The sequence below is a fragment of the Sporosarcina koreensis genome (genome assembly GCF_001531445.1).
Classification (GTDB): domain Bacteria; phylum Bacillota; class Bacilli; order Bacillales_A; family Planococcaceae; genus Sporosarcina; species Sporosarcina koreensis_C.
The window spans coordinates 43,069-69,647 of sequence record NZ_LQYA01000003.1; the positions used below are offsets into that span (position 1 = coordinate 43,069).

Annotated in this window: 24 protein-coding genes, 1 riboswitch and 1 other annotated feature; of the genes, 20 read left to right on the forward strand and 4 right to left on the reverse strand. The window is 48.7% G+C overall.

Going from position 1 to position 26,579, the window contains the following annotated elements:
- Nucleotides 1-5 precede the first annotated feature (5 nt).
- Entirely contained in the window at nt 6-398 is a 393-nt protein-coding gene (locus AWV70_RS00735) for a thiol-disulfide oxidoreductase DCC family protein (protein ID WP_060203322.1), read from the reverse strand.
- A 203-nt stretch (nt 399-601) separates the two neighbouring features.
- Here AWV70_RS00735 and AWV70_RS23675 point away from each other — a divergent pair, with 203 nt between their 5' ends.
- The gene (locus tag AWV70_RS23675) at nt 602-778 is read left to right on the forward strand and encodes a hypothetical protein (protein ID WP_160327610.1); all 177 of its coding nucleotides are present in this window, start codon (nt 602-604) and stop codon (nt 776-778) included.
- A gap of 183 nt (nt 779-961) precedes the next feature.
- Nucleotides 962-1,225 carry a spore coat protein D gene (locus tag AWV70_RS23330; protein ID WP_153009871.1) on the forward strand — a complete coding sequence of 88 codons (264 nt, stop codon included), beginning with the start codon at nt 962-964 and terminating at the stop codon, nt 1,223-1,225.
- Nucleotides 1,226-1,417: 192 nt separating this feature from the next.
- Here the strand turns inward: AWV70_RS23330 and metH are convergent, their stop codons facing one another.
- Both metH and AWV70_RS00750 read right to left on the reverse strand, forming a co-directional pair.
- On the reverse strand, nt 1,418-4,855 hold the full coding sequence (gene metH, locus AWV70_RS00745) for a methionine synthase (RefSeq protein ID WP_060203326.1): 3,438 nt from the start codon (nt 4,853-4,855) through the stop codon (nt 1,418-1,420).
- A complete protein-coding gene (locus tag AWV70_RS00750; RefSeq protein ID WP_060203328.1) occupies nt 4,848-6,695 on the reverse strand; it encodes a bifunctional homocysteine S-methyltransferase/methylenetetrahydrofolate reductase in 1,848 nt (615 codons plus the stop codon). The genes metH and AWV70_RS00750 overlap by 8 nt, the downstream gene beginning before the upstream one ends.
- A gap of 236 nt (nt 6,696-6,931) precedes the next feature.
- A riboswitch (SAM riboswitch) is annotated at nt 6,932-7,038 on the reverse strand.
- Nucleotides 7,039-7,152: 114 nt separating this feature from the next.
- Here AWV70_RS00750 and AWV70_RS00755 point away from each other — a divergent pair.
- From AWV70_RS00755 to bioB, 3 genes are all read left to right on the forward strand, one after another.
- Nucleotides 7,153-7,338 carry a hypothetical protein gene (locus AWV70_RS00755; protein ID WP_060203330.1) on the forward strand — a complete coding sequence of 62 codons (186 nt, stop codon included), beginning with the start codon at nt 7,153-7,155 and terminating at the stop codon, nt 7,336-7,338.
- Between the two features lie 133 nt (nt 7,339-7,471).
- On the forward strand, nt 7,472-8,068 hold the full coding sequence (locus tag AWV70_RS00760) for a biotin transporter BioY (protein ID WP_060203333.1): 597 nt from the start codon (nt 7,472-7,474) through the stop codon (nt 8,066-8,068).
- On the forward strand, nt 8,065-9,069 hold the full coding sequence (gene bioB, locus AWV70_RS00765) for a biotin synthase BioB (protein WP_060203335.1): 1,005 nt from the start codon (nt 8,065-8,067) through the stop codon (nt 9,067-9,069). Before AWV70_RS00760 ends, bioB begins: the two co-directional genes overlap by 4 nt.
- A 38-nt stretch (nt 9,070-9,107) precedes the next feature.
- On the opposite strand, the gene AWV70_RS00770 is transcribed toward bioB, so the two are convergent.
- Entirely contained in the window at nt 9,108-9,812 is a 705-nt protein-coding gene (locus AWV70_RS00770) for a hypothetical protein (protein WP_060203339.1), read from the reverse strand.
- Between the two features lie 143 nt (nt 9,813-9,955).
- Here AWV70_RS00770 and AWV70_RS00775 point away from each other — a divergent pair, with 143 nt between their 5' ends.
- From AWV70_RS00775 to AWV70_RS00845, 15 genes are all read left to right on the forward strand, one after another.
- On the forward strand, nt 9,956-11,632 hold the full coding sequence (locus AWV70_RS00775) for a hypothetical protein (RefSeq protein ID WP_060203346.1): 1,677 nt from the start codon (nt 9,956-9,958) through the stop codon (nt 11,630-11,632).
- Nucleotides 11,633-12,181: 549 nt separating this feature from the next.
- Nucleotides 12,182-12,652, forward strand: coding sequence for a CtsR family transcriptional regulator (locus tag AWV70_RS00780; RefSeq protein ID WP_060203353.1), 471 nt, complete (start codon nt 12,182-12,184; stop codon nt 12,650-12,652).
- 27 nt (nt 12,653-12,679) lie between these two features.
- Nucleotides 12,680-13,246, forward strand: a complete 567-nt coding sequence (locus AWV70_RS00785; protein WP_060203363.1) for a UvrB/UvrC motif-containing protein — start codon at nt 12,680-12,682, stop codon at nt 13,244-13,246.
- The gene (locus AWV70_RS00790) at nt 13,233-14,315 is read left to right on the forward strand and encodes a protein arginine kinase (protein WP_060203364.1); all 1,083 of its coding nucleotides are present in this window, start codon (nt 13,233-13,235) and stop codon (nt 14,313-14,315) included. The genes AWV70_RS00785 and AWV70_RS00790 overlap by 14 nt, the downstream gene beginning before the upstream one ends.
- 177 nt (nt 14,316-14,492) lie before the next feature.
- Nucleotides 14,493-16,940 carry an ATP-dependent protease ATP-binding subunit ClpC gene (gene clpC, locus AWV70_RS00795; RefSeq protein ID WP_060203365.1) on the forward strand — a complete coding sequence of 816 codons (2,448 nt, stop codon included), beginning with the start codon at nt 14,493-14,495 and terminating at the stop codon, nt 16,938-16,940.
- Between the two features lie 68 nt (nt 16,941-17,008).
- On the forward strand, nt 17,009-18,379 hold the full coding sequence (radA, locus tag AWV70_RS00800; protein ID WP_060203366.1) for a DNA repair protein RadA: 1,371 nt from the start codon (nt 17,009-17,011) through the stop codon (nt 18,377-18,379).
- A gap of 174 nt (nt 18,380-18,553) precedes the next feature.
- Entirely contained in the window at nt 18,554-19,657 is a 1,104-nt protein-coding gene (locus AWV70_RS00805; RefSeq protein ID WP_060203367.1) for a PIN/TRAM domain-containing protein, read from the forward strand.
- A 22-nt stretch (nt 19,658-19,679) separates the two neighbouring features.
- A complete protein-coding gene (ispD, locus tag AWV70_RS00810) occupies nt 19,680-20,378 on the forward strand; it encodes a 2-C-methyl-D-erythritol 4-phosphate cytidylyltransferase (protein WP_060203513.1) in 699 nt (232 codons plus the stop codon).
- A complete protein-coding gene (gene ispF, locus AWV70_RS00815; RefSeq protein WP_060203368.1) occupies nt 20,375-20,851 on the forward strand; it encodes a 2-C-methyl-D-erythritol 2,4-cyclodiphosphate synthase in 477 nt (158 codons plus the stop codon). The genes ispD and ispF overlap by 4 nt, the downstream gene beginning before the upstream one ends.
- A 69-nt stretch (nt 20,852-20,920) precedes the next feature.
- The gene (gene gltX / locus AWV70_RS00820; protein ID WP_060203370.1) at nt 20,921-22,384 is read left to right on the forward strand and encodes a glutamate--tRNA ligase; all 1,464 of its coding nucleotides are present in this window, start codon (nt 20,921-20,923) and stop codon (nt 22,382-22,384) included.
- Nucleotides 22,385-22,553: 169 nt separating this feature from the next.
- Nucleotides 22,554-22,773, forward strand: a binding site (T-box leader).
- Nucleotides 22,774-22,833: 60 nt separating this feature from the next.
- Entirely contained in the window at nt 22,834-23,502 is a 669-nt protein-coding gene (gene cysE, locus AWV70_RS00825; RefSeq protein ID WP_060203372.1) for a serine O-acetyltransferase, read from the forward strand.
- A complete protein-coding gene (gene cysS / locus AWV70_RS00830) occupies nt 23,483-24,880 on the forward strand; it encodes a cysteine--tRNA ligase (RefSeq protein ID WP_060203374.1) in 1,398 nt (465 codons plus the stop codon). The genes cysE and cysS overlap by 20 nt, the downstream gene beginning before the upstream one ends.
- The gene (locus tag AWV70_RS00835; protein ID WP_060203376.1) at nt 24,877-25,308 is read left to right on the forward strand and encodes a Mini-ribonuclease 3; all 432 of its coding nucleotides are present in this window, start codon (nt 24,877-24,879) and stop codon (nt 25,306-25,308) included. Before cysS ends, AWV70_RS00835 begins: the two co-directional genes overlap by 4 nt.
- Entirely contained in the window at nt 25,305-26,063 is a 759-nt protein-coding gene (rlmB, locus tag AWV70_RS00840; protein ID WP_060203378.1) for a 23S rRNA (guanosine(2251)-2'-O)-methyltransferase RlmB, read from the forward strand. Before AWV70_RS00835 ends, rlmB begins: the two co-directional genes overlap by 4 nt.
- Complete coding sequence (locus AWV70_RS00845) at nt 26,060-26,575, forward strand: NYN domain-containing protein (RefSeq protein WP_060203380.1); 516 nt, start codon at nt 26,060-26,062, stop codon at nt 26,573-26,575. The genes rlmB and AWV70_RS00845 overlap by 4 nt, the downstream gene beginning before the upstream one ends.
- Nucleotides 26,576-26,579: the final 4 nt, after the last annotated feature.

The window sequence follows — 26,579 nt, forward strand, 5'->3', positions numbered from 1 at the left end:
TACCGTTAAATAAATCGTTTTCTTTCCTCAGGAGATGGGAGCATGCATGCGCCTTCCGTTTTGCCGAACCAACGATGCCGGTTGCGCGCAAAATAGTCGTAAAAGCCGTCACGTATTTTACGTGGGACGAGTATAAATATAAAAAAGAGATGCCACAAACCATCCAACTTCTTTGCGATATGAAGAGCAGCAGAAGATTTTGTGTATGCCTTACCATTTTCAATCAACACGAGACTGTCGACATCATCCGGAATATGAAACTGCTTCACATACTTTTCGCCGGTCTCGCTTTGCAATGAAGAAAAAAGGAAGTGGGCGGCAGGATCCCGTTTTATAATGAATTGCACACTTGAATTGCAAAAATTGCATTCCCCATCGAATAACACAATCCGCTTCATCATCGTATCTCCTTCCGACATGCTTAGTATCATTATATCCTTATTGAACAAAAAGAAACGCAATCTGTAATTCTTTGATTGTTACAGAAAATTCGGTATAATAGTAGTGAAGAAAGATGATCCCGTGAATTTATTCTATCGCGGCCAGTGTTTTCAATTCTCGTCACATTTGCCTTGGGTACCATATGAAGGAGAGTGATTGAATGGAACGCGTATTCATTGATCCGTACGAAATGGAGCTAAGACAGGATCCCGATTATATCGCATCACTTGAAATGATCGGCGAAGGGTCACCTGTCCATTATCCGCAGTACACAAAGAAGGAGTTAAAAGAAACTGCCGGATATGATCCGAATGAATTGCCGCAAGCTTATCAATAACAAACACAAACTGCCTATCTCAGCAGTTTCACTTTATTTCTCCGCTGTCCATGGTCGCTCGCCCGTATGTCCCGTCCATTTTCACATGTAATAGATAGAGGGGGGTGAGTGAAGATGATGATGCACCATGGACATTGTGGACATTGCGGAGGCCACTGTGGGGGGCACTGTGGAGGGACCCGAATGTTGCCAGCCAGCCAAATGCCACAGAGCCAATTGCAGCCAATCGTATGCCCGACACAATGTCGTTACCATGACCAATTCTTCCCAGTTGAACAACCATTTATCCATCCGATTGTAAACGTGAATAGGCAGCATCCGGTTGTTACACCGCGACATTATTTCACCGAAACAACGGAAAACGTAATGGGAGCGCCAGTATTCCCTGGACGAGGGCCTGGTTTCGATAGAAGAGGCAGAGGCTTCTTTGGGAGAAGAGGATACTAACAGCAATACCGCTGTCTCCAGCGTCGAGCACATCGACAAAGGGACAGCTTTTTTGCTTGAATCGCGTAGGTGGAATTTCTGAAGCATGCGATATCCCCGCGTCCAAAGCAATCCCCGCGCGTCCAAAGTAGTACCTCGTAGGTCTAATTCCCAACAAAAAGCCGCCCCCCGAATAGGAGGCGACTACAATTTTCAATCCACATTAAAATAACGTGCATCCGGATGTGCAAACACGATTGCAGACACTGATGCTTCGGGCTCCATCATGAATTCCTCCGTCAGATGCACACCGATATCTTCCGGCTTCAGCAATCCGAACAGCTTCGCCTGATCCTCCAAATTCGGACAAGCCGGATAGCCGAACGAGAAGCGCTGGCCTTGGTACTTGGCGGCGAACCGATCGCGCATCGTAAAGTCGGTAGCATCCGGGAAGCCCCATTGGTCACGGATTTCCTGATGGACACGTTCTGCGAAGCCTTCTGCGAGTTCAAGCGCAGTCGCTTGGAACGCATGGCTCTCAAGGAATTTCCCTTCCGCTTTTAGCTTATTCGCATAATCCCGAACGCCGTGACCTGCAGTTACTTGCATAAATGCGACGTAATCCATCTCCCCGCTATCGACCGTCTTCAAATAGTCGGCAAGACAAAGGAATGGCTCCTTGCTTTGACGAGGGAATGTGAACCGCTCGATTTCCGTCTTCCCGTCTACCGGATCATAAATGATCACATCGTCACCGTCAGCTTGTGCAGGGAAGAATTGATACATGCCAGAAGCTGATAAATTACCTGATTCCAAAAATCCGGTCACCATCTTATGAAGCTGCACCGCTCGCTCCTCACCATTCGCAAGCATCTTGTCGACATTTCCGCGCAAGCCTAAATGATGCCCGATCAACGTCCGCATATTGACGTATGGATACAAATGTGAAACGGAATAATCTCTCAGGACACGTCTACGAAGATCCGACGGAACGAATACCGGTGCATCCTCCCGTACTGTCTTCACAGGTCTCGGTAACACGGCAACCGCAGTATCCCGCGTCGCTCGGATCGCCTCCGACTCAAGCCGCTTTTCCTGCTTCTCGACAAGTTCATTCAACAATGCCTCTTTGTCGCCGCCTTGCAATCGATTCGCAAGTTCAAGCCCTTGCATGGCGTCCTTCGCATAAATAACAGGTCCATCATATTCCGCAGCAATCTTTGTTTCCGTAAATCTACGAGTCAACGCAGCGCCTCCAACCATGACAGGCGTATCAATGCCTGCTGCCTTGAAGTCCTGAGCGGTAATTACCATTTGCTGCGCCGATTTCACAAGCAAGCCGGACAAACCGATAATATCCGGCTTCTCTTTCCGAATAACGTCAATGAGCGTCGCGGGCGTCACTTTAATGCCAATGTCGATGACGCGATATCCGTTATTGCTCAAAATGATATCGACGAGGTTTTTCCCAATGTCATGGACGTCGCCTTTCACGGTCGCCAAAATGATTTTCCCTTTGCCGGAATCATCCTCTTTCTTCTCCATGAACTGCTCAAGGAATGAAACCGACGCCTTCATCACTTCCGCACTTTGCAAAACTTCCGCGACAATCAGCTGGTTATCGTTGAAGAGGCGGCCGACCTCGGACATGCCTTCCATCAACGGTCCGTTAATGACATCTAGTGGCGTGTCATACATCGTAAGCGCAGCTTCCAAGTCGGGGATCAATCCTTCCTTCGTCCCCTCCACAACGTAATAAGCTAACCGTTCAGGCACCGTCTTCGGAATATCATCCTCCGTCTTTTCCTTCTTTTTATCCCGGTAGAAATCAGTGAAATCTGCTAGTGTCTGATCTGTCGTATGGAATAGAAGATCGTTTGCAAGGTTTATTTCATTCTCAGGAATCGAGGCGAAGCGCTCTAATTTCTCTGTATTGACAATCGCGTAATCGAGTCCTGCCTGGGTGCAATGATACAAGTACACCGCGTTCAATACTTCCCGGCCAACAGGAGGCAGCCCGAAGGATACATTACTTACACCAAGCGTCGTCAATGACCGCGGCATTTTCTCCTTGATGAGCCTGATGCCTTCAATCGTTTCGACCGCAGAACCGATGTATTGTGCATCACCCGTTCCGACAGGGAACACGAGCGGGTCGAAAATGATATCTTCAGGGGCGATTCCCCATTTATTCACAAGCAGGTCATACGAACGTTCAGCGATTTCAAGCTTCCGTTCGCGCGTTACTGCCATCCCGATTTCATCGATCGTCCCGACGACGACCGCAGCGCCGAATTTCTTCACGAGAGGCAGCACTGCATCGAACCGTTCTTCGCCATCCTCCAAGTTGATGGAGTTGATGATCGCTTTTCCTTGGGAGAATTTCAACGCCTCTTCGATGACCTTTTCATCTGTCGAGTCAATGACGAGAGGCACTTTCACCTTTTTGACGACTTCCTGCATGAAGTTCTTCATGTCTTCGAGCTCATCACGGTCAGGATTCGCGAGGCAGATGTCCAGGACATGTGCGCCGCCGCGCACTTGGGCACGTGCGATCTCGGAAGCTTCCTCGAATTTCTCCTCAACGATCAACCGTTTGAATTTCCTTGACCCGATGACATTCGTCCTCTCACCGATCAATAGCGGCCGCATCGATGGGTCGTACAATAACGGTTCAATCCCGGAAACGGCATGCTCATGTTCATTCTCCGGCTTTTGTCGCGGAGCAAGACCGTCCACCGCTTCGCGGATTGCACGAATATGGTCAGGCGTCGTTCCGCAACAGCCTCCGACCATATTCAGCCATCCTTTATCCGCAAATCCTTTCAGCTTTTGCGACAATGATTCGGGTGACTCGTGATAATGACCTTCCTCATCCGGCAGCCCGGCGTTCGGATAGCAAGTGACAAAGCTCGTTGCGAGATCGGAAAGCGACCGCAGATGATCGGTCATGAATTCCGGTCCCGTTGCACAGTTCAACCCGACAGATAGCGGCTTAATATGCTCAATGGAAATATAGAATGCTTCGATGCTTTGACCGGCTAACGTCGTCCCCATCGGTTCGATCGTCCCGGAAATCATGACAGGCAGCTCGATGCCTGTTTCATCGAATGCCCGCTTGATACCAATCGTTCCGGCTTTTACGTTAAGCATATCTTGGCTCGTTTCCATCAATAAAAGATCCGCGCCGCCTTCGATCAAGGCTTTTGCTTGAACGTAGAAGTCCTCGGAAAGCTTATCGAATGTAATCCCTCCGGTGACGGACAGAGTTTTCGTAGTCGGACCTATTGCACCGGCGACGAAACGCGGCCACTCCGGTGTCGAGTAGTCGGCTGCGCACTGTTTCGCGATCTCCACAGCTCTTTTATTAATCTCTGAAGCGCGGGGCCCGAGGCTGAATTCGTCCAGTACGAGTGGAGTGCCTCCGAATGTGTTCGTACAGATGATATCCGCTCCCGCCTCCAAATAGGCCCGGTGGATCCGGTCCAAAATATCCGGGCGTAAAATGTTCAAATATTCGTTGCAGCCTTCGTATTCCTCTCCGCCGAAATCGTCTGCTGAGAGATCTTCCGCTTGCAGCATCGTGCCCATCGCTCCGTCTATGATGAGGATTCTATTTTTCAGTTGTTGTTCGATTGGATGTTTAGGCATGGACAATATTCCTCTCTTTCTCAGCGTCAAGCTCTTTTATATGGCTGATCAGCTCCAAAGACATGTCGTAGCGGAGGAACGGTGTAATGATATAGATGCCATTGAAAAGTTCCGCCGCTGTGTCGATCAGTTCCTTGGCGATGTCGATGCCTTCTTGGGTCGCTTTTTCGCGATCATCCCCGCAGGCGCGCATCCGTTCGAGCACCTCATCGGATAGTTTGATGCCTGGCACTTCGTGATGCAGGAATTCTGCATTCCGTATATTTGTCAGCGGCATGATGCCGATGAAGATTGGTGTATCCAAATGCTTCGTCGCTTCGTAAATGTCGACGATCTTCTCCTTCGTATAAACAGGCTGCGTAATGAAATAATCCGCTCCGCATTCAATTTTCTTTTCAAGCCGTTGCACAGCACGGTCGAGTACGCGGACATTCGGATTGAACGCTGCGGCGACGGAGAACTTCGCTTTTTTGCGAAGTGGCTTGCCTGTGAATGAAATTCCTTCGTTCAATTGTTTGATGAGTTGCAGCAACTCCATGCTGGAGACGTCATAGACGCTCGTCGCGCCAGGGAAGTCACCAACTTTCGTCGGGTCGCCTGTGACGGCAAGGATATCATGTATTCCTAGCGCGTCGAGCCCCATCAAATGCGATTGCAGGCCAATCAAGTTATGATCGCGGCACGTCAAGTGGACGAGCGGACGTATATGATGTTCATGCTTCAACATCGATCCCATCGCCATATTGCTGATGCGAGGGGAGGCGAGGGAATTGTCCGCCAACGTAACGGCATCGACGCCGGCTGCATGTAATTGGTTCGCGCCTTCGAAATAGTTCTCCGTTTCCAAATGGCGGGGCGTATCGAGTTCCACAATGATGGTACGCTCTGTCTTCGCTTTGATGTGAAGCGGTTCGTGTTTTGCAGGCTCTGCTTCCCGGATAACGATCGGTTTTTGCGGCGTGACGGTTTTTTCCGTCACCGGCGGCAGTCCTGCCAACTGCTTTTTCGCGGCGGCGATATGTTTCGGCGTCGTTCCACAGCATCCTCCGATCAGACGGACGCCTTCATCCCGAAGAAGCGCAGCTGCGCGACCGAAATAATCGGCTTCGGACGCATAGACGATCCGACCATCCTCGACATCGAGCAAGCTTGCATTCGGTGCAGCAGACAAAAATGCACGATCTGGAATCGTCACTTTTTCAAATGCCTGGATTGTATGGTAGGGGCCCAACCGGCAATTGACGCCGACGATATCCGCTCCGAGCGTTTCCAACTGATGAAGTGCATCATTCAAATGCATTCCATTTTGCAAGACACCGGGCTCATCCATCGCGACTTGTGCAATAAGCGGTATATCTGTCAGCTTTCGCAATTCGGTGACAACCGCTGACAACTCTTCAAAATCATAATACGTTTCTAACAACAGTCCGTCGGGATCTCCTGAAAGTAAGGCGTCTGCCTGTTCATGAACCATCGTAAGCACTTCGGCAATAGAAGCGTCGCTTTTCCGGATGCCTCGCAGCCCGCCGATCGTCCCGAGTACATATTGATTGCCAGGTGCAGCTGCCCGTTTTGCAATCTGGATCGCCGCCTCGTTGAACTCCTTTACCCGATGATCTAAACCGTAGCGGGCGAGCTTAAGGGAATTGGCGCCATATGTATTCGTCTGGATGATATCCGCTCCCGCGTCGATATACTCCCGGTGGATCTTCTCGATAATTTCCGGCTTCTCAACATTCAATTCCTCATAACTGAAGTCAATGCCATATGAATAAAGCAGCGTCCCCATCGCTCCATCTGCCACCAGTACATTATCTTTTAACCGATCAAGCAATCTCATAAGAACTCATCCTCTCATCATTCGATATCCACAATTCACGCATAAATCCCATAATTGACGCATAACCGCTGTCAGAAACGCATAAATCCTAAAACTCACGCATAACTACCGCTAATTGCGCATAAATCTAAAAATCCGCGCATAATCCTCACGAAATACGCAAAAAGTTCCGACTGCAATGAAAAATAAAAAAGCCTTCGCTAAAAAAGAAGGCTTTACAAGTGAAATCTCGCTCCTTCTCATCTGCCAGGCCGAATCGGACCTGCTGGAATTAGCACCTGACCGTTAACGGCTGGTTGCTGAAGCTTCGACGGGCCAGTCCCTCAGCTTCTCTTGATAAGAATTTGTTATGCAGTTGTTTGAATAATTTAAAACATCATATCGTTAATTGTTAGATACGTCAATAGCCGAATTGTGATAGAATCGGCATATGAACAAAAAGTAGAAGGTGAAGACGTTGAGGATTTTCAAATTTGCCGTTCCGATAGCGCTCCTTGTCGCAGGAATTTCATGGTGGATGCTCCATAAAAACTTTCAGGAAGTGCCGGGGACATCCAGAGTGTGGATAACAATAGGCGCAGCCATACTAAGCGGAATAATTGCCCATTTTTTATTCCCGAAAAACGAAGACAAAGAACGTTGAACCACGGACCGATAGCTAATAAGCTGTCGGTTTTTTTATTCTGGAATTTTGGTTAACTTAAAATAAAAATAGGTTGACACAATTTAAGTTAACTTTTATTCTATTAAAGATAACTCAAATTACGAGGTGAATTATGACAACAGCTACAGTCAAAACGAAAAATGGGATGAGTGCACTCAGTCTCGTCTATTGTGGGATGTTTGCGGCATTGATGATGATCGGGGCGAATATTACGTCGTTTGTGCCGTTCCTTGTGATCGGCGGCGTGCCGATTACATTACAGACATTTTTTGCTGTCTTGGCGGGTCTTCTTCTCGGAAGCCGTCTTGGTGCCATTTCGATGACGGTCTATATGGTGGTAGGCTTAGCAGGGGCACCGATATTCTCGAAATTCCAAGGCGGGTTCAGTGCAATTCTTCTTCCGACATTCGGATTTATCGTCTCTTTCATTCTTGTCGCGTATATTGCGGGGAAAATTGTTGAAAAAAACGGAAGCTTAAGAAGCTATGTTATAGCAGCTTTAGTTGCCATGAGTGTAAATTATCTGTTCGGAACGAATTGGATGTATGCCGCTTACAAGCTTTGGGCCGCCGCGCCAGACGTATTCACCTATAAGGTAGCGTGGATCTGGATGGTACCGCCGTTGCCGAAGGATATACTCCTTTCGATTCTTGCTGGGATCTTCGGTCATCGAATGTATAAGGTGTTGAAAGTGAGGCGGGTGCATTGACGGTTTATGAGGAACTAGCGGACCGCGTTCTTGCTGGCGGCGCGCTGTCAGACGAAGAAGCGCTTTCCGTTTTGGGTTGCCCGGATGATAATCTGCTTCCATTGCTGCATGCGTCCTATAAGATTCGAAAGCATTATTATGGAAATAAAGTGAAGTTGAACATGATCATCAATACCAAATCTGGACTATGTCCGGAAAACTGCGGGTATTGTGCGCAATCGATCGTCTCGAAAGCCCCGATTGAAAAATATGCGATGATGAAGCGGGAGGAGATCGTTGCTGGGGCAGAACGTGCCGCATCCGTGAACGCTGGAACGTATTGCATCGTTGCAAGCGGGCGGGGGCCGGTCAACCGGGAGCTTGAAATCGTCATTGATTCCGTCAAGGAAATTAAGGCGAAATACAATGGAATGACCGTATGTGCCTGTCTTGGGCTTTTGAAACCTGAACAGGCGAAACGTCTGAAAGAAGCGGGCGTTGACCGGTACAATCACAATATCAACACATCTGCCGCACATCATGAAAGCATAACGACATCTCACACGTATGATGACCGCGTGAATACGGTGGAACTTGCGAAGGAAGCGGGAATTTCGCCGTGTTCGGGCGTGATCATCGGCATGCGGGAAACGAAAGAGGATGTCATCGCGATGGCGCGCAGCCTGCATGCGATGGATGCCGATTCGATTCCTGTGAACTTCTTGCATGCGGTGGATGGGACACCGCTTGAAGGGACGAATGAGCTGACACCGCGCTATTGTTTGAAAGTGCTCTGCCTTTTCCGTTTTATGAATCCGACAAAGGAAATTCGGATTTCCGGCGGACGTGAAGTGAATTTGCGCTCTCTCCAACCATTTGGCCTTTATCCTGCAAATTCAATCTTTGTTGGAGACTATTTGACGACAGCGGGTCAGGAAAGCGACCGGGATCGGCAAATGCTCGAGGACCTAGGATTTGAAATCGATTTGGAACCGTTGGCGAAACAACCGGTGATAAAATAATTGAATAAATAAAGGGCGATCCTTCAAGTTGATAAGTCTCAACTTGGTGGATTGCCCTTTTTCATTGATGGCGACTGCCAAAAAGAAAAGTCATCTTGCTGCATAAAATAATCTTTTACGGAGATTGAACTGTCAAAAGGTATCGCTTCAATCGTTTCTAGCATTTCGTCAAACTGAGCTTCTGTTACTGCGGAAATATTTCTGTTTGTTATTCGTGCAGGAAGTTGGCGCTCCTTGATCGTTGTAACCCATTCTTCCAGTGACGGCTCACTAATGATGACCGTCTCAGAATATTTCATATTCCCATTCTCCTCTTGATATCGATAAAGAAGACGTGCTCCGATATAATCGTTTTTCCTTCCTTTGAACCCGGGATTCGTCCAGAGGCCAATCAGCAGGTCGGTTATTTGGTTGTAGCGAAAGGTGACGGATTTCGTTTCGCCGGTCCACTCGTTGGTGAAATAAAGTGTGTAACCATCTCGTTCCTCCACCTTTGTGAACGTTGTTGGCCCTTTTTGCCAGGGCAGTTTTAGAAGCTGAATGAATATCCATCCGATGAACAGGGAAATGCCACCGAGCAGGGCTGCCAGTAGCCATTCTCCGTCCGAAAATGTATCTATGGACAAGTATAATAGTGCAACGCCAAACACTCCGAAGCCGGAAAGGGCAAGATAGTAATAAACCTTTTTGGCTGCTGACATTTTAGCTGGCGGTTTATCGGTGCGAAAAACATTGTTCTGCATTGTGGCTCCACTCCTTTTTCTCATAATTTTGTACGGAAGAATGAAGGGGAAGGATTCAAAATAATAATCAAAAATATGAATCGTTTCACGGCTTTATCCGTATAGTAGGGGAGGTTTAATTTTCTATAGAAAAGAGTGTTCATATGATAAATTTACTGTTATTTTCATTAGTCGCGGGCATCGTTGCCGCGGTGATCATTGTACCTTTCACGTCGGTATCCAAAGAAGGGAAGCCTGCTTTCAATCGAATCGGCGCACTGTCTACAACAGTCGTTCTCATGACGATCGTCACTTTCGCTTTTTATTACATTACGAACCTGGACAGAAATTGGACGTCGTTGTGGGCGTTGTTCCTGCTCGTTGCAATTGCAGGCATCGTGTTTGCAACCGGTAAAGAGCGCAGCTTCAAAGTTGTCCTTGCGTTAGTGGCATTGGCGGGGAGTGCGTTCATCCTGAGCGCGCCGCTGTTCAATGCGAATCAAAAATATAAAGCAGTCGAAATGGATCAACAGGTGGAAATTAAGGCGTTTGACGAAACGAAGACACCTGCAAGCGTACCGCCAAAATTTGCGCGAAATAAAATGAAGAAGGCATTCGGGCAAGTGCCGAATACGAGCTATTATGAGCTAGGCAACTTGCAGATTCAAAAAGTGGACGGGAAGTTTGTCTATATCGCACCTGTCGAGTTTTCGGGCTTCTTCAAATGGATGAACGGAAAAACGACACCCGGCTACTTCACGATGAGCGCGACCGATTCTGCGGATAATCCGAAATTCGTGAAGACGGAAATGTCATATACGCCTTCATCATACTTCCATAAACAAGTGGAGCGCCATATGCGGATGGCGATGCCGGATCTCATCTTTTACGGCGATGTACAGCTTGAAATTGATGATGAAGGAAAGCCGCATTATATTCGCTCTTACGGAAATTTCATTACAGCGAGAAACGGTTTTGATGTCCAAGGGATCGTCGTAGTCGATCCGGGTACCGGAGAAGTGAGCCAATATCCGCTTTCGAAAGTTCCTGAATTCATCGATGGAGCCGTTTCACCTGAAGCGGTCAGCCTCCAAAACAGCTATTTCGGAAAGTACGTCCATGGATTCTGGAATTCAATTGTCGGAAAGAAAGATGTGAAGCTGCCTTCGGATGAAGGGACTGAATCCAATGTCAGCCCGGTGTTCGACGAAAACGGACATATGTATTACTTCACTGATTTCACAAGTCCGAAAGAAGGGGTCGACTCAATGCTAGGCTATGCATTGACGGATGGCCGCACGGGCGAGGCGATTTACTATACGGGTAATCTAGAAGAGTCGTATATGGATTCGCAAGGAACTCTGCAGATTATTGAAAAGAAATTCATTGAGAAAAAATGGACCGGGGAAATGCCGGTGCTTTATAACTTTTACGGGGAAGCGAGCTGGCTGACGCCGGTACTTGACTCGAATGGCTTCCTTCAAAACTACTTCATCGTTTCGGCGGCGAACCCGGAAATTTCTGTTTACGCCAATTCGCCGAATGAAGCATTAAGGCTCTATAAAACAGCATTGCAGCGCGGGGGCAATACAGTCGACGGCAGCTCGAACGCCGAGGAAGGGAAAGCATCTGTAAACGTCGTCCGAGTCTATAAGGAACGTGCCGGCGACTTCACAATCGTTTCGATCCTTGCCGACGACGGCCGGAACTATATCGTTTCCACTGAAGCCGTTCCGCTAGCAATCTATATCCAGGAAGGCGACCATCTCGCCATCACCTATTACGAAGCGGGCGAACTCTTCTTACCGGTCAAGGAATTGAAGAACGCTACGATTGAATAAAATAAAGGCAGCCTCCGGACTATCGGGGGCTGCCTTTATGCTTATGGACAAGTATTTATGAGCAATTACAACGTTTTATGCGCGTCTTTTTCGGGTTATGGACTTTTTCAACGTTTTATGGATGTTTCTAGCGATTTATGGACTTTTAGAACGACTTATGAGCTTTTCCGGCTGTTTATGCGTTTTTGGGAGTCTTCATTTCAATAAAATCAGCACTTTCTTCAATAAGTCGTATTGATCCTAGAGAATTATCCCATCCTTGGTTTTACGGGGAAGGATGAAAGGAGTTTGTTCAAAAGGACAGATTGCTCGGGGCGAGAAAGACGACTGTTTGCCTCAATCGTTTCCATCTGCCCTTTCAAACAGAACCCATGAAGAGGAAGAAGAGGTTCAGAAAATCCTCAAGTACCTTATTACCCGATTTATCCAATTCTAAACATCGAAAGGGATAATTTGCATATCAATTGCACGTATAATGTATTTTCATGTACAATTAAGTCAAAGATAGTCAAAGTCAATGGCTTAACACCGGAGAAAAGAGGTGACATCATGCGAAACATTTCCGACATTATTGAAGGGTATTTAAAGGCGATTATCGAAAAAGAAGATAGCGGGACTGTGGAAATCAAACGAAGCGAGGTCGCGGAGAAATTCCAATGCGTCCCTTCGCAAATCAATTATGTCATTAACACACGCTTTACCGTCGAACGCGGTTATGCCGTCGAATCGAAGCGTGGAGGCGGAGGCTATATCCGCATTTACCGCGTCCAGACGAATTCGCATAAAGAATTGATTGAACATATTTTAGAAGGAATCCAACAAGGTGCCACATATACAATGGCAGAAGGGATCATCTACAGACTGTTGAACGAGGAGGTCATTTCGGAGAGGGAGGCAAGGATCATTCTCGCCGCAGTAGACCGGACGACGCTGCATTACCCGCTGCCGGAGCGAGATTTGATACGTGCACGGATCATGCAGGCAATGCTCCAGACGCTTATTTACAAGCAGCTTGAATAGAATTCGACGAATACGAGGTGGCACAGTATGCTATGCGACAATTGCAAAGAACGGCCGGCTTCCGTGATTTTCACTCAGGAAGGCATGGGCGGATCTACGGAACGGCATCTATGTGAGAAATGCGCGTTCCAAACACAAATGTTTCATTTTGATCCAAATCAGGAGCCGTTGTCAATCCAACAATTCCTGTCACATTGGTTCGGAGGGAGCGAATCGATACAGCCTTTTCAGCAGACTAGGGAAAGCATGCCGGAAGGGCCGACTTGCCCCGACTGCCAATTGACGTTCAGGAAATTCCTTGATATCGGCAAGTTCGGTTGTCCAACATGCTATGAGACGTTCAGGGAGCAACTGCCTCGCGTTTTCAGCAAGCTCCATAACGGGCATACGACACATGTAGGAAAAATGCCGGAATCCTTCAATGAGCGATTCTCTTTGAAGAAGAAAATCGAAGAAATCCGTTTGAAAATGCAGGAAGCGATCGAGATGGAACGTTTTGAAGATGCCGCTGCATTGCGCGATGAGGCAAAGGCGCTGAAAGACCGCTTAGCGGAATGCGGCAATGGAGGTGAAGGCAGCGATGTCAATCAATAAATTCATGAAAGGCGCCGTTGCGGGATGGATGACATCGCATGGTGAACACTCGGATATTGTCATGTCGACGAGGATTCGGCTGGCCCGGAATTTACGGGGCTATCGATTTCCGATTGCGTTCACAGCAGATGAAGCACAAAAAGTCGATGCACAAGTTTCGGCTGCCTTGCTTACTTCCGATGAAAAAGGGTATGCCTATATGAAGATGTCGGAGCTTCCCGCACTTGAAAGGCATGTGCTCGTTGAGAAGCATTTGGTCAGTCCGCAATTGACGGACGTGAAGCGCCATGGAGCGGTCATCCTGTCGGAAGACGAGACGCTGAGCATCATGGTGAACGAAGAAGACCACATCCGCATCCAATGCATCTATCCTGGATTCCAACTGGAAAATGCATACGAGCATGCAGACGATGTCGATAACTATTTGGAGAATGAACTTCCTTATGCCTTCGACGAGGATTTCGGTTATTTGACGAGCTGTCCCTCAAATACGGGTACAGGCATGCGGGCGTCCGTCATGATGCATTTGCCCGCATTGACAATCACGAAGCAGATTGAGCGAATTATCCCGGCAATTACAAGGCTGGGAATGATCGTCAGGGGGAGCTACGGAGAGGGCAGCGAGGCGCCGGGCAATATTTATCAGGTTTCGAATCAGACGACTTTGGGCAAAACGGAGGGTGAGATCCTTTCCGATTTGAAAAATGTGGCGCTTCGGCTGATCGCCCACGAGCGGCGTTCCCGTGAACTTCTTCTATCTAAATCGCGTATTGCGCTAGAAAACAAGCTGTTCCGTTCTCTCGGCATCATTTCGTATGCAAGACTGCTGCCATCGGGCGAAGCGGCCCGTTGCCTATCAGATGTTCGTCTTGGCATCGATCTCGGAATTATCGAAGATGTGGATATGTCCATATTGAATGAACTGATGATTTTCATGCAGCCAGGGTTCCTTCAGCAATATGCTGGAGCGGAATTGACGGCGGAGGAAAGGGATATATTCAGAGCCGATCTCTTCAGGGAAAGACTGCGATCGGAACAGCAAATCGAAGAAAATAATAACGAAAATTGAGCGATACTTTTGCAACGGACTTTTCTTTTTATTATACTTACGTCAAAGATGGTCAAAGTCAATTTATCGGAATGGGATTGCTTTATGATCCATTGGAATAGAGTAAAAGGAATTCCTATTCCGCACTTTCAGTAGTGGGGACGGGATAGACGTTACTATAGAAGGAGTGGAATGAATATGATGTTCAATCGTTTTACACAGCGGGCACAAAAAGTCCTGCAACTTGCACAAGAAGAAGCGATCAGACTGAAACATGAATCCATCGGCACCGAGCATATTTTATTGGGACTCATACGGGAAGGCGGAGGCATCGCTGCGAAGGCATTGGAAGCGATCGACGTCAGTTTCGATACGATTGAAAAAGGAGTGGAAAGCCTCGTCGGTTCCGGATCGAAGGAAGTGGGACCGATTGTCCATTACACGCCGAGAGCGAAAAAGGTCATCGAGCTGTCCGTCGATGAATCGCGAAAGCTCGGCCATTCCTATATCGGGACGGAGCATATTCTGTTGGCGCTCATCCGCGAAGGGGAAGGGGTTGCTGCACGCGTATTGAATAATGCTGGAGTCAGCTTGAATCGCGCTAGGCAGCAAGTGCTCCAATTGCTTGGAAGCAATGACAGCTCCGTCGGCAACCAAGGCACATCATCATCCGCCTCCACACCGACGCTCGACAGCCTCGCCCGTGATTTGACGGAAGTGGCGCGTGAAGGGACACTTGACCCGGTCATCGGGCGCAGCAAGGAAATCACACGTGTCATCGAAGTATTGGCGCGCCGCACGAAAAACAATCCTGTTTTGATCGGTGAGCCGGGTGTCGGTAAAACCGCAATTGCGGAAGGGCTTGCGCTTCAAATCGTCAATAATGAAGTTCCTGAAATACTGCGCGATAAACGCGTCATGACATTAGATATGGGAACGGTCGTTGCGGGTACGAAATACCGCGGCGAATTCGAGGACCGCATGAAGAAAGTGATGGAGGAAATCCGTCAAGCCGGCAATATCATTCTATTCATTGATGAATTGCATACGTTGATCGGTGCTGGTGGAGCTGAAGGGGCGATCGACGCATCCAATATTCTGAAGCCATCCCTAGCACGAGGTGAATTGCAATGTATCGGGGCTACGACGCTTGATGAATACCGTAAATATATTGAAAAGGACGCAGCGCTTGAAAGACGTTTCCAGCCGATCCAAGTCGATGAACCGACTGTAGAAGAAACGATCTTAATCATCAAAGGCTTGCGCGATCGATATGAAGCGCATCACCGTGTGAAAATTACGGATGAAGCGATCGATGCTGCTGCGAAAATGTCGGACCGATACATTTCGGACCGCTTCCTGCCGGATAAAGCCATCGACTTGATCGATGAAGCAGGATCGAAAGTACGTCTCCGTTCGTATACGACACCTCCGAATTTGAAAGAGCTTGAAGCGAAGCTCGAGGCAATCCGCCACGAAAAGAATGCCGCGGTGCAAAGTCAGGAATTCGAAAAGGCAGCTTCATTCCGCGATAAAGAGCAGAAAATGAAAGAAGAGCTTGAAAAGACGAAAACGGAATGGAAAGAGAAGCAAGGGAAAAAGGAATCGGAAGTGACAGTGAATGATATTGCGGAAGTCGTCGCAATGTGGACGGGAGTTCCGGTCGCGAAAATCGCCGAGACGGAAACCGCCAAGCTGTTGAATATGGAAGAACTTCTGCATGAACGTGTCATCGGACAGAAGGAAGCCGTAACAGCCATTTCAAGGGCGATTCGAAGAGCCCGCGCCGGATTGAAGGATCCGAAGCGCCCGATCGGCTCATTCATTTTCCTTGGGCCGACGGGTGTCGGTAAAACTGAGCTTGCGCGAGCCCTTGCAGAGGCGATGTTCGGTGATGAAGATGCGATGATCCGCATTGATATGTCCGAGTATATGGAGAAGCATGCGACGTCACGACTCGTCGGTTCGCCTCCGGGATATGTCGGTTATGACGAAGGTGGTCAGCTGACTGAAAAAGTCCGTAGAAAACCATATTCGGTCGTCCTGTTGGATGAAATCGAAAAAGCGCATCCTGATGTCTTCAATATTCTATTGCAAGTGCTTGAGGATGGAAGATTGACGGATTCCAAAGGACGCACGGTCGATTTCCGCAACACGGTCGTCATCATGACTTCGAACGTCGGTGCGGAAACACTGAAACAGAACCGTTATGTCGGTTTCAATCTGCAAGACGGCGAACGCGATTATGAAGGCATGAAATCGACAATGCTGGATGCATTGAAAAAAGCGTTCCGTCCGGAGTTCCTCAACCGTGTGGATGAAATGATCGTCTTCCACTCCCTAGAGAAGGAACACTTACGTGAAATCGTCACCCTTATGTCGAACGAGTTGACGAAGCGTCTTGCAGAGCAGGATATTACACTCGAGTTGACAGATGCTGCTAAATTGAAAATCTCCGAAGAAGGTTATGATCCTGATTACGGTGCACGTCCGTTGCGCCGGGCTTTGCAGAAGCATGTGGAAGACCGCTTATCGGAGGAGTTGTTGAGCGGGACCGTTCTGACGGGCGGAAAAGTCATTGTCGATGTAGAGGATGGCGAGTTCGTCGTCAAGACAGACCGCGTTCCAGTGGCAGAAAATCAATAATAGGATGGCCCTCCCGTAGAGTTCGCTATCTACGGGGAAGGGCTGTCTTTTCATATATGGAGGTATATATGGCAAAACGGAAAACGAAATTCATGTGCAGGGACTGTGGTTATGAATCGCCGAAATGGATGGGGAGATGCCCTGGCTGCGGCGAATGGAACACGATGGATGAGGAAGTCGAAATCGTAAGCAAAGGTCCGCGCGGTGCTTTTCAGCATACCGAAACTGTTCAGCAGAAAGCGATGCCGATCAGCTCGATTGCAACCACTGAGGAGCCGCGAGTCAAAACAGAGCTCGGGGAATTGAATCGGGTGCTCGGCGGGGGAATCGTCCCAGGTTCGCTTATGTTGATCGGTGGAGATCCGGGTATAGGTAAATCGACGCTCCTGCTGCAAGTGTCTTCCCTTCTGGCGAATCAAAAGCAACGCGTCCTTTACATATCCGGCGAGGAATCTATCAGACAGACGAAACTTCGCGCCGAACGTCTAGGTGTTGCGTCAGATGAGCTTTATATTTATGCAGAGACGGATCTTGCGAAAATACATGAAACGATCAATGAGGTGCAACCGAAATTTGTCATTGCCGACTCGATCCAGACGATTCACCATCCCGAAGTGACTTCTGCGCCGGGCAGTGTTTCTCAAGTGCGGGAATGTACGGCTGAGCTGATGCGTATCGCGAAGACACAAAATATCGCCATTTTCATCGTCGGCCATGTGACGAAAGACGGACAAATAGCAGGTCCGCGCCTTCTCGAGCATATGGTGGATACTGTCCTGTATTTTGAAGGGGAGCGTCATCATACGTACCGGATCTTGCGCAGTGTGAAGAACCGCTTTGGCTCGACGAATGAAATCGCGATCTTTGAAATGCTGCAATCCGGTTTGAAGGAAGTTTTGAACCCGTCCGAGCTGTTCCTGCGAGAAAGATCCCAGGGCGGTGCGGGCTCGACTGTCGTTGCCTCGATGGAAGGGACCCGCCCGATCCTCGTCGAAATCCAGGCGCTTGTGACACCGTCGAGTTTCAATTACCCGAAGCGGATGGCGACCGGGATCGATCAGAACCGCGTCTCCCTGCTGATGGCCGTCCTTGAAAAACGGATGGGGATGCTGCTGCAAGCGCAGGATGCCTACATTAAGGTCGCTGGCGGCGTCAAGCTTGATGAGCCAGCAATCGATTTGGCGGTCCTTGTCAGCATTGTTTCAAGTTACCGGGATGCGGCTGCTGGGGCTACCGACTGCTTCATCGGTGAAGTGGGGTTGACGGGCGAAGTGCGCCGTGTTTCCCGCATTGAACAGCGAGTTACGGAGGCTGCGAAACTCGGGTTCGATAAAGTTGTAATCCCGTCATCGAATATCGGTGGATGGGATTTTCCGGAAGGGATTCAAGTCGTTGGTGTCGAAACGATAAGTGAAGCATTAAACATTGCATTTTCGTAAAAAGAGATGGGACTTTGATAGGAAGTCCCATACTCCTGATTTTAAAATGCAAGGAACTTCACGAGCTTTTTTGTGTCCTATACTTATTGGGAAAACATTGAGGTTGATGGCTCAGAAAGGCGAAGGATATGGAAAACGTGTATAGTTATCAATAACGAAATGGAGGTGTTGTACATGTTGAAAAGAGTAGTTCAAATCGGACTGCTGCTGATCGGGGGAACGCTCGGCGTATTATTTTTACCGTATTTATTCACTTTATCTTCCTTTACTTCAAAGCCGATGGTTGATAATCCTTACGTAGCTGCTGTCCTTGGTGCGCTTCTTTTATATCTGTTGAGTCTTTTCATTGCGGATCCGATCGTGAATTTCATTAAATGGATGGAAGACCGTCTGTTGAAGGCGCCGATTTTTGATTTATTGTTTGGGACGATCGGTCTGATGGTCGGGTTAGTTGTTGCCTTTCTTGCCAGTTTCGGATTAAGTGCTCTAGAAATTCCGTTCATCACATCGATTATGCCAGTGGTGCTTTCTATTCTTCTTGGATACCTTGGGTTTCAGGTTGGTTCAAAGAAACGTGATGAATTTTCAACCGCCGTTTTTGCGGCGCGGAACAGTAATCTGAAAAAGAAAGATGGCGGGGAAGCTGCGGTACAGCCGGATACCAAGCTCCATAAAATTTTGGATACGAGTGTTATTATTGATGGAAGGATTGCGGACATATCGTCAACGGGATTTCTCGAGGGTCTTCTCGTCGTCCCGCAATTCGTATTGACGGAGCTGCAGCATATTGCTGATTCGTCCGATTCATTGAAACGTACAAAAGGACGGCGTGGGCTTGATGTCCTCAAGCGTTTACAAACGGATGACGGACCGAGTATTTTGATCACCGACGAGGATTTCGCAGACGTTGCGGAAGTTGACCTGAAGCTTGTTCGTCTAGCGAAAAGCATGAATGGCCAGGTTGTGACAAATGATTTCAATTTGAATAAAGTGGCGGATCTGCACGGTGTAGCGGTATTGAACATTAATGATCTGGCAAATGCCGTGAAGCCTGTCGTCATCCCTGGCGAGGAGATGCATGTCGTCGTTATCAAGGATGGCAAGGAGCATAATCAGGGAGTCGCCTATTTGGATGATGGGACGATGATTGTTATCGAGGATGGCAGAATGCATATCGGCAATGCGATCGATGTTGTCGTTACGAGCGTTTTGCAGACTTCCGCAGGACGGATGATCTTCGCGAAGCCGAAGAACGGCAAAACTGCAAAGACGCACTGAAGTGGAAAGTTGAGGAACGATGATGAAGACATATACAGTGATGCTCCCTGCAGCGGGAAGCGGCCGACGGATGGGGGCTGGGTTCAACAAGCTGTTTTTGGAGATGGCGGGCAAGCCGATCCTCATCCACACATTGGATGTGTTCGAACAGGATCCTGCATGCTCGGGAATGATTCTTTCTGTTAAAGAGGAGGAAAAGCGTCAAATCGAAGCAATGCTGGAGCGTTTCGGCATTACGAAAGTCGCTGCACTCGTCGAAGGCGGGGCAGAGCGGCAGCAAAGCGTCTTGGCGTGCATAAGGGCGCATCAGTCGGAAGGGATTGTCCTTGTTCATGATGCGGCGAGGCCTTTCATCAACCGGCGTGTCATCGCTGAGCTTGTCGACGTTGCGTACAAGCACGGTGCCGCAATCGCGGGCGTCCAAGTGAAGGATACGATGAAGTATGCGCCTGGCGGCATCGTCGAGGAGACGGTGGACCGATCGAAACTTTGGGCGATCCAGACACCGCAAGCATTCCGCTATGACCTTTTGAAGGAAGCGTCCATGAAAGCTGAAGCCGATGGGTTCCTTGGAACGGATGAATCAATGATCGTCGAACGGCTGGGGTATGTAGTAAGAGTAGTGGAGAGTACGTATGATAATGTAAAAATGACGACGAAGGAGGATCTCCTGTTTGGAGAGGTCCTCTTGAAACAGAGACGGCAGGAGGATTTCCAATGATTCGTATAGGACAAGGGTTTGATGTACATCAGTTTGAGGAAGGGCGACCATTGATTATCGGCGGCATTACGATTCCCCACGATAAAGGCTTGACAGGGCATTCCGATGCGGATGTTCTATTGCATACAGTGACCGACGCTGCGCTGGGCGCAATCGGGGAAGGAGATATCGGCAGACATTTCCCTGACACGGATGACGCTTTCAAAGATGCGGATTCCGCGGTCCTTCTTCAAAAAGTATGGGAGATCGTAGAATCAAAAGGCTATCGTTTAGGAAATGTCGATTGTACGATTATGGCGCAAAGGCCGAAGATGGCGCCACATATCGAAACGATCCGCGCCCGCATCGCGGAATTGCTGAAGGCGGACGTATCCCAAGTGAATGTCAAGGCGACGACGACCGAAAAACTTGGATTCGTCGGCAGAGAAGAAGGAATCGCATCGATGGCCACTATTCTTCTTCTGAAAGATTGAGCCCTTTCAAATTAAACGCGTCAGTGATAAAATGACACTTGAATTAATCAAGAACGGAGATGCACTCAAATGACAACAGAAGTACGTGTACGTTATGCGCCGAGTCCGACCGGCCATTTACATATCGGCGGAGCCCGGACGGCATTGTTCAACTACCTATTCGCAAAACATCATGGCGGTAAATTCATCGTCCGCATCGAGGATACTGACACGGAGCGGAATATCGAGGCGGGTGAATTGTCCCAGCTTGATAATTTGAAATGGCTTGGAATCCATCATGACGAATCCGTCGATATCGGCGGGGAGTATGGTCCTTATCGTCAAATGGAACGACTTGACCTGTATACGAAATATGCGCAGGACATGCTTGACGGAGGGCATGCCTACAAATGTTTCTGCTCAACAGACGAGTTGGAGGCGGAGCGTGAAAAACAGAAAGCTTCCGGCATCGCGGCACCGATGTACACAGGAACTTGCCGTCATCTGACAGCTGAAGAAGTTGCTGAAAAGGAAGCTGCGGGCATGCCTTATACGATCCGTATGCGCGTACCTGAAAACGTCACTTATACGGTGGATGATCTTGTCCGCGGGGAAGTGGCATTCGAATCGAAAGACGTCGGTGACTGGGTGCTCGTGAAAGCGAACGGCATCCCGACATATAACTTCGCGGTTGTCATCGATGATCATCTGATGAAAATCTCCCATGTCTTCCGCGGCGAGGAGCATTTGACAAATACACCAAAACAATTGATGGTATATGACGTATTCGGCTGGGCATACCCTCGTTTCGGACATATGACATTGATTGTCAATGAAGATCGTAAAAAGCTTTCGAAGCGGGATGAATCGATCATCCAATTCATTTCCCAATACAAGGATCTCGGCTATTTACCGGAAGCGATGTTCAACTTCTTCGCGTTGCTTGGCTGGTCGCCGGGCGGGGAAGAGGAGATTTTCAATCATGATGAATTGATTAAGCTCTTCGATGAAAGCCGCCTGTCCAAATCACCATCCATGTTTGATAAGACGAAGCTGACGTGGATGAATAACCAATACGTGAAGAAGCTCAGCTTGGACGAAGTGATCGAATTGACATTGCCGCATCTTCAAGCTGCAGGACGTGTAAGCGGGGAAATGACTGAAGCGGAACGCGGCTGGGTGCACGATCTGATCGCTCTTTATCAAGCACAATTGAGCTATGGTGCCGAAATCGTCGAATTGACCGCCCAATTCTTCAATGACCATATTGAATATGATGAACAATCCAAGGAAATCCTTTCAGGCGAACAGGTTCCGGAAGTGATGGCATCCTTCCAACGTCAATTGACTGCACTTGAATCATTTGATCCTGCTTCGATCAAAGCGGCGATCAAAGAAGTGCAAAAGGAAACGGGCCATAAAGGGAAGAATTTATTCATGCCGATCCGTGTTGTCACAACCGGACAGACTCACGGTCCTGAATTGCCGGATTCCATCGCATTGATCGGCAAGGAAAAGGCGATTGAACGGGTGTCGAAATACGCCGAAGCATAATTGAGTTGACTTTAGGTATTATCGATGTACAATTGACGTACATTCGATAAAGTGAAACTGCAATCAGTGGATGTCTATCCCACTGATTGTTAGTTGAACCAATCGGGCATTTACTGGCTGTTGCCCCACGTTAGTGGGGTCTTACAGCTAGTTAATGCGGGATAAAAGAACGAAAGCTTTGATAAGGAGAAGTACACATTGCATGCTCTCCAGAGAGGGTCATCACCGGCTGTAAGTGACCCGTGCCTCTACAATGTGGAAATGCCCCTTTGAGCGCCGTGCCGAACGAAGAAGTAGGCCGGACGCATCGCCAGCGTTATCGGCGTCAAGCGGGAAGGGGCGTACTCCTTCCAAGCGGAGTGGAACCGCGCATCCAATGCGTCTCTGTCTAGTTATGGACAGGGGCGCTTTTTGCATTCGTGAAAAATTGGAACGGGAGGGCGAAAACAGTGTTTCGTAGGATGAAGGAAGACATCCATTGCATATTTGAGCAAGATCCTGCTGCACGCAGCACATTCGAGGTGGTGCTTACGTATTCCGGCCTCCATGCAGTGTGGGCGCACCGCATTGCGCATGCGTTATATAAAAAAAACTTGCTATTTCTTGCAAGGGCCGTTTCACAGATCAGCCGCTTTTTCACAGGAATTGAGATCCATCCGGGAGCAACGATCGGCAGGCGCCTATTCATTGACCACGGCATGGGGATTGTCATTGGAGAGACTTGTGAAATCGGCGATGATGTAACGTTGTACCAAGGTGTGACGTTAGGCGGAACTGGTAAAGAAAAAGGAAAACGCCACCCGACTTTAGGCAATAATGTACTTGTGGCCTCCGGTGCGAAAGTGCTCGGCTCTATTACAATCGGTGAAAATAGCAAGGTCGGTGCAGGATCGGTCGTTTTAATAGATGTGCCGGCCGATTCGACAGTCGTCGGCATACCGGGTAAGGTCGTCGTGACCAATGGCGTGCGGGTGAGGGATAAACATGATCACCGCAACTTGCCGGATCCTGTTGAGGATACGTGCAACCGGCTGGAAGATGAAATTGCATTTCTGAAAAGAAGAATTGAAGAACTTGAGAAGAAGGAAGGGAAAACCGATGAGTATTCAAATTTATAATACACTGACACGAAAGAAGGAGCCTTTCATCCCGTTGGAAGAAGGGAAAGTGAAAATGTATGTGTGCGGACCGACCGTATACAACTACATTCATATCGGCAATGCGAGACCGGTCATCGTGTTTGACACAGTACGCCGCTATTTGGAGTATCGCGGGTACGATGTGAATTACGTCTCCAATTTCACTGACGTCGATGACAAGATCATCAAGACGGCGAATGAGCTTGGTGAAGAGGTTGGAGAGTTGACCGACCGTTTCATCAACGCCTATTTCGAGGACGTTGGGGCTCTCGGCTGCGGCAAAGCGGACGCCCATCCGCGTGTGACGGAGCATATCGACGACATTATCGCATTCATCGAAGTGTTAGTGGAGAAAGGGTTCGCTTATGAAGCGCAAGGCGATGTCTATTACAGGACACGCAAGTTCGACGGTTACGGAAAGTTATCTCATCAGTCGATCGATGAGCTGAAAGTCGGCGCGCGCATCGAAGAAAGCGGCATAAAAGAGAATGCCCTCGATTTCGCATTATGGAAAGCGGCGAAGGAAGGCGAAATTGCGTGGGAAAGTCCATGGGGTCCCGGCCGACCTGGTTGGCATATCGAGTGCTCTGTCATGGCGAGAGAGCATTTAGGCGATACGATCGATATCCATGCGGGTGGGCAAGATTTGACGTTCCCGCATCATGAGAACGAAATCGCACAGTCCGAAGCAATGACTGGAAAGCAGTTTGCCCGATACTGGATGCATAACGGGTATATCAATATCGATAATGAAAAGATGTCGAAGTCGCTCGGGAATTTCATCCTTGTCCACGATATCCGTAAGCAGATCGATCCGAGAGTGCTCCGCTTCTTCATGCTGTCCGTCCATTACCGTCATCCGGTGAACTTCTCTCAAGAGCTTGTCGAAAGCGCGTCGAATGGATTGGAACGCATTCAAACTGCGTACAACAACCTGAAGCACCGTATAAGCACGTCTGCCGACTTAGGTGACCAGCAGGACATATGGACACATAAGGTGGATGAAGCTGTCCGTCAATTCGAAAATGCGATGGACGATGATTTCAATACAGCGAATGCGATGGCTGCCATTTTTGAGCTCGTAAAAACGGCCAACGTCTATTTATTGGAGAAGAATACGCAAACGTCAGTGCTCGAGTATTTCATTACGGCGTTCGACCGTCTCATGGAAGTGCTCGGCTTGCCGTTCAGCGGGGAAGAGCTGTTGGATGATGAAGTCGAAGGGCTTATCGAGGAGCGCTTAACTGCGCGTCGTGAACGAAATTTCAGCCGTGCAGACGAAATCAGGGATCTATTGAAGGAAAAGGGGATCATTCTGGAAGATACCGCCCAAGGCACAAGGTGGAAAAGAGGATGAGCGGCGCGTATACACTGCGTGACATCGATGTAAAGCAACTGAACGCACTTGCGCTCGCTTATATGGGAGATGCGGTTTACGAGCAGGCGGTCCGCGAGCATTTGCTTCGCTCAGGCCGTGTGAAACCGAACATCCTGCATAGGGAAGCAACCCGTTATGTATCCGCCAAAGCACAGGCATCAGCCGTAAAGATGATGCAGGAAAACAGCTTTCTGACAGAAGAAGAGGAAGCTGTCCTGCGTCGCGGGCGTAATGCGAAGTCTGGATCGATCCCAAAGAACACCGACGTCGTGACCTATAATCATAGTTCGGGATTCGAGGCGGTTCTCGGCTATTTATATTTGCTCGGCAGAAATGAACGGGTAGAAGAAGTCATCGGCAAGACAATACAGTTCATTGAAAATCCGAATGAGGAGGGCGCGTCATGACAAATCAGGAATCAGAATTGATCGGCGGTAAGAACCCGGTTGTGGAAGCACTCCGCTCCGGCAGGGAACTGAATAAGATCTGGATTGCCGAAGGGTTGAATAAAAAAAGTATCGGAGAGATCCTATCACTGGCAAAACAATCTGGAATTATTGTACAAGCTGTGCCGAAACAGAAACTGGATGGCATGCTTGACGTGAACCACCAGGGGATTATCGCCTCGGTTGCCGCCTATTCCTACGCGGAGTTGGACGATCTGTTTGCAATCGCAAAAAATCGTGGAGAGGATCCGTTTTTTCTCATCCTCGATGAATTGGAAGACCCGCATAACCTCGGTTCCATTTTACGGACAGCCGACGCGTCCGGTGTGCATGGCATCATCATTCCTAAACGGCGTTCGGTTGGTTTGACGGGTGTCGTAGCGAAAGCGTCGACAGGAGCGATCGAGCATATACCAGTCGTCCGCGTGAACAATCTTTCGCAGACAGTGGAGGAGTTGAAGAAGGCCGGCGTCTGGATTGCCGGGACGGACGCGCAAGGTTCACAAGACTATCGTTCGATGGATGCCACACTGCCTCTTGCCATCATCATCGGGAGCGAAGGTAAAGGGATGTCTCGCATCCTGAAGGAGAAATGTGACTTCCTCTATCATTTGCCGATGGTCGGGCATGTGACGTCATTGAATGCCTCCGTGGCAGCGTCTTTGCTCATGTATGAAGTGTTGCGCAAACGCAAGCCCCTAACGCCAGAGTCATGAAAAAGGACATATTGCTCGTCGATGGATACAACATCATCGGAGCATGGCCGGAATTGAGGAAGCTAAAGCAGGAAAGCCTAGCCGAAGCCCGCGACCGGCTCATCGAACGGATGGCTGAATACAAGGCGCATACAGGATGGCGTGTCATCGTCCTGTTCGATGCGCACTTGATGCGGGGGATTGAAAAAAAGGATTGGAAGCATAAAGTCGAAGTCGTCTTCACCCGTGAAAATGAAACTGCCGATGAACGCATCGAAAAGATGGTATCCGAGCTGAGCGGGCGCCGGGTTCAAATCCACGTGGCCACATCCGATTTGACGGAGCAATGGGTCATTTTTGCACAAGGCGCTCTGCGGAAATCGGCCCGCGAACTTGAAATTGAAATGAATGAAATTGATAAATCAATCACAAAAAAAGTGAAGGAAATCCAAGAGGAACGGCCTTTTTCCAAGATCCAGCTGTCCGACGAGGTGGCAGAAATATTTGAAAAATGGCGTCGCGGAATGAAATGAACGG

Excerpts from the sequence above, each read along its gene's own strand:
- AWV70_RS00775 (WP_060203346.1), top strand. The coding sequence starts at position 9,956 with ATGATAAATTTACTGTTATTTTCATTAGTCGCGGGCATCGTTGCCGCG.
- AWV70_RS00750 (WP_060203328.1), bottom strand. The coding sequence starts at position 6,695 with ATGAGATTGCTTGATCGGTTAAAAGATAATGTACTGGTGGCAGATGGA.
- radA (WP_060203366.1), top strand. The coding sequence starts at position 17,009 with ATGGCAAAACGGAAAACGAAATTCATGTGCAGGGACTGTGGTTATGAA.
- gltX (WP_060203370.1), top strand. The coding sequence starts at position 20,921 with ATGACAACAGAAGTACGTGTACGTTATGCGCCGAGTCCGACCGGCCAT.
- AWV70_RS00805 (WP_060203367.1), top strand. The coding sequence starts at position 18,554 with ATGTTGAAAAGAGTAGTTCAAATCGGACTGCTGCTGATCGGGGGAACG.
- clpC (WP_060203365.1), top strand. The coding sequence starts at position 14,493 with ATGATGTTCAATCGTTTTACACAGCGGGCACAAAAAGTCCTGCAACTT.
- rlmB (WP_060203378.1), top strand. The coding sequence starts at position 25,305 with ATGACAAATCAGGAATCAGAATTGATCGGCGGTAAGAACCCGGTTGTG.
- AWV70_RS00760 (WP_060203333.1), top strand. The coding sequence starts at position 7,472 with ATGACAACAGCTACAGTCAAAACGAAAAATGGGATGAGTGCACTCAGT.
- AWV70_RS00785 (WP_060203363.1), top strand. The coding sequence starts at position 12,680 with ATGCTATGCGACAATTGCAAAGAACGGCCGGCTTCCGTGATTTTCACT.
- AWV70_RS00735 (WP_060203322.1), bottom strand. The coding sequence starts at position 398 with ATGAAGCGGATTGTGTTATTCGATGGGGAATGCAATTTTTGCAATTCA.
- metH (WP_060203326.1), bottom strand. The coding sequence starts at position 4,855 with ATGCCTAAACATCCAATCGAACAACAACTGAAAAATAGAATCCTCATC.
- AWV70_RS00835 (WP_060203376.1), top strand. The coding sequence starts at position 24,877 with ATGAGCGGCGCGTATACACTGCGTGACATCGATGTAAAGCAACTGAAC.
- AWV70_RS00780 (WP_060203353.1), top strand. The coding sequence starts at position 12,182 with ATGCGAAACATTTCCGACATTATTGAAGGGTATTTAAAGGCGATTATC.
- AWV70_RS23330 (WP_153009871.1), top strand. The coding sequence starts at position 962 with ATGTTGCCAGCCAGCCAAATGCCACAGAGCCAATTGCAGCCAATCGTA.
- AWV70_RS00845 (WP_060203380.1), top strand. The coding sequence starts at position 26,060 with ATGAAAAAGGACATATTGCTCGTCGATGGATACAACATCATCGGAGCA.
- AWV70_RS00770 (WP_060203339.1), bottom strand. The coding sequence starts at position 9,812 with ATGCAGAACAATGTTTTTCGCACCGATAAACCGCCAGCTAAAATGTCA.
- AWV70_RS23675 (WP_160327610.1), top strand. The coding sequence starts at position 602 with ATGGAACGCGTATTCATTGATCCGTACGAAATGGAGCTAAGACAGGAT.
- cysS (WP_060203374.1), top strand. The coding sequence starts at position 23,483 with ATGAGTATTCAAATTTATAATACACTGACACGAAAGAAGGAGCCTTTC.
- ispF (WP_060203368.1), top strand. The coding sequence starts at position 20,375 with ATGATTCGTATAGGACAAGGGTTTGATGTACATCAGTTTGAGGAAGGG.
- AWV70_RS00790 (WP_060203364.1), top strand. The coding sequence starts at position 13,233 with ATGTCAATCAATAAATTCATGAAAGGCGCCGTTGCGGGATGGATGACA.
- ispD (WP_060203513.1), top strand. The coding sequence starts at position 19,680 with ATGAAGACATATACAGTGATGCTCCCTGCAGCGGGAAGCGGCCGACGG.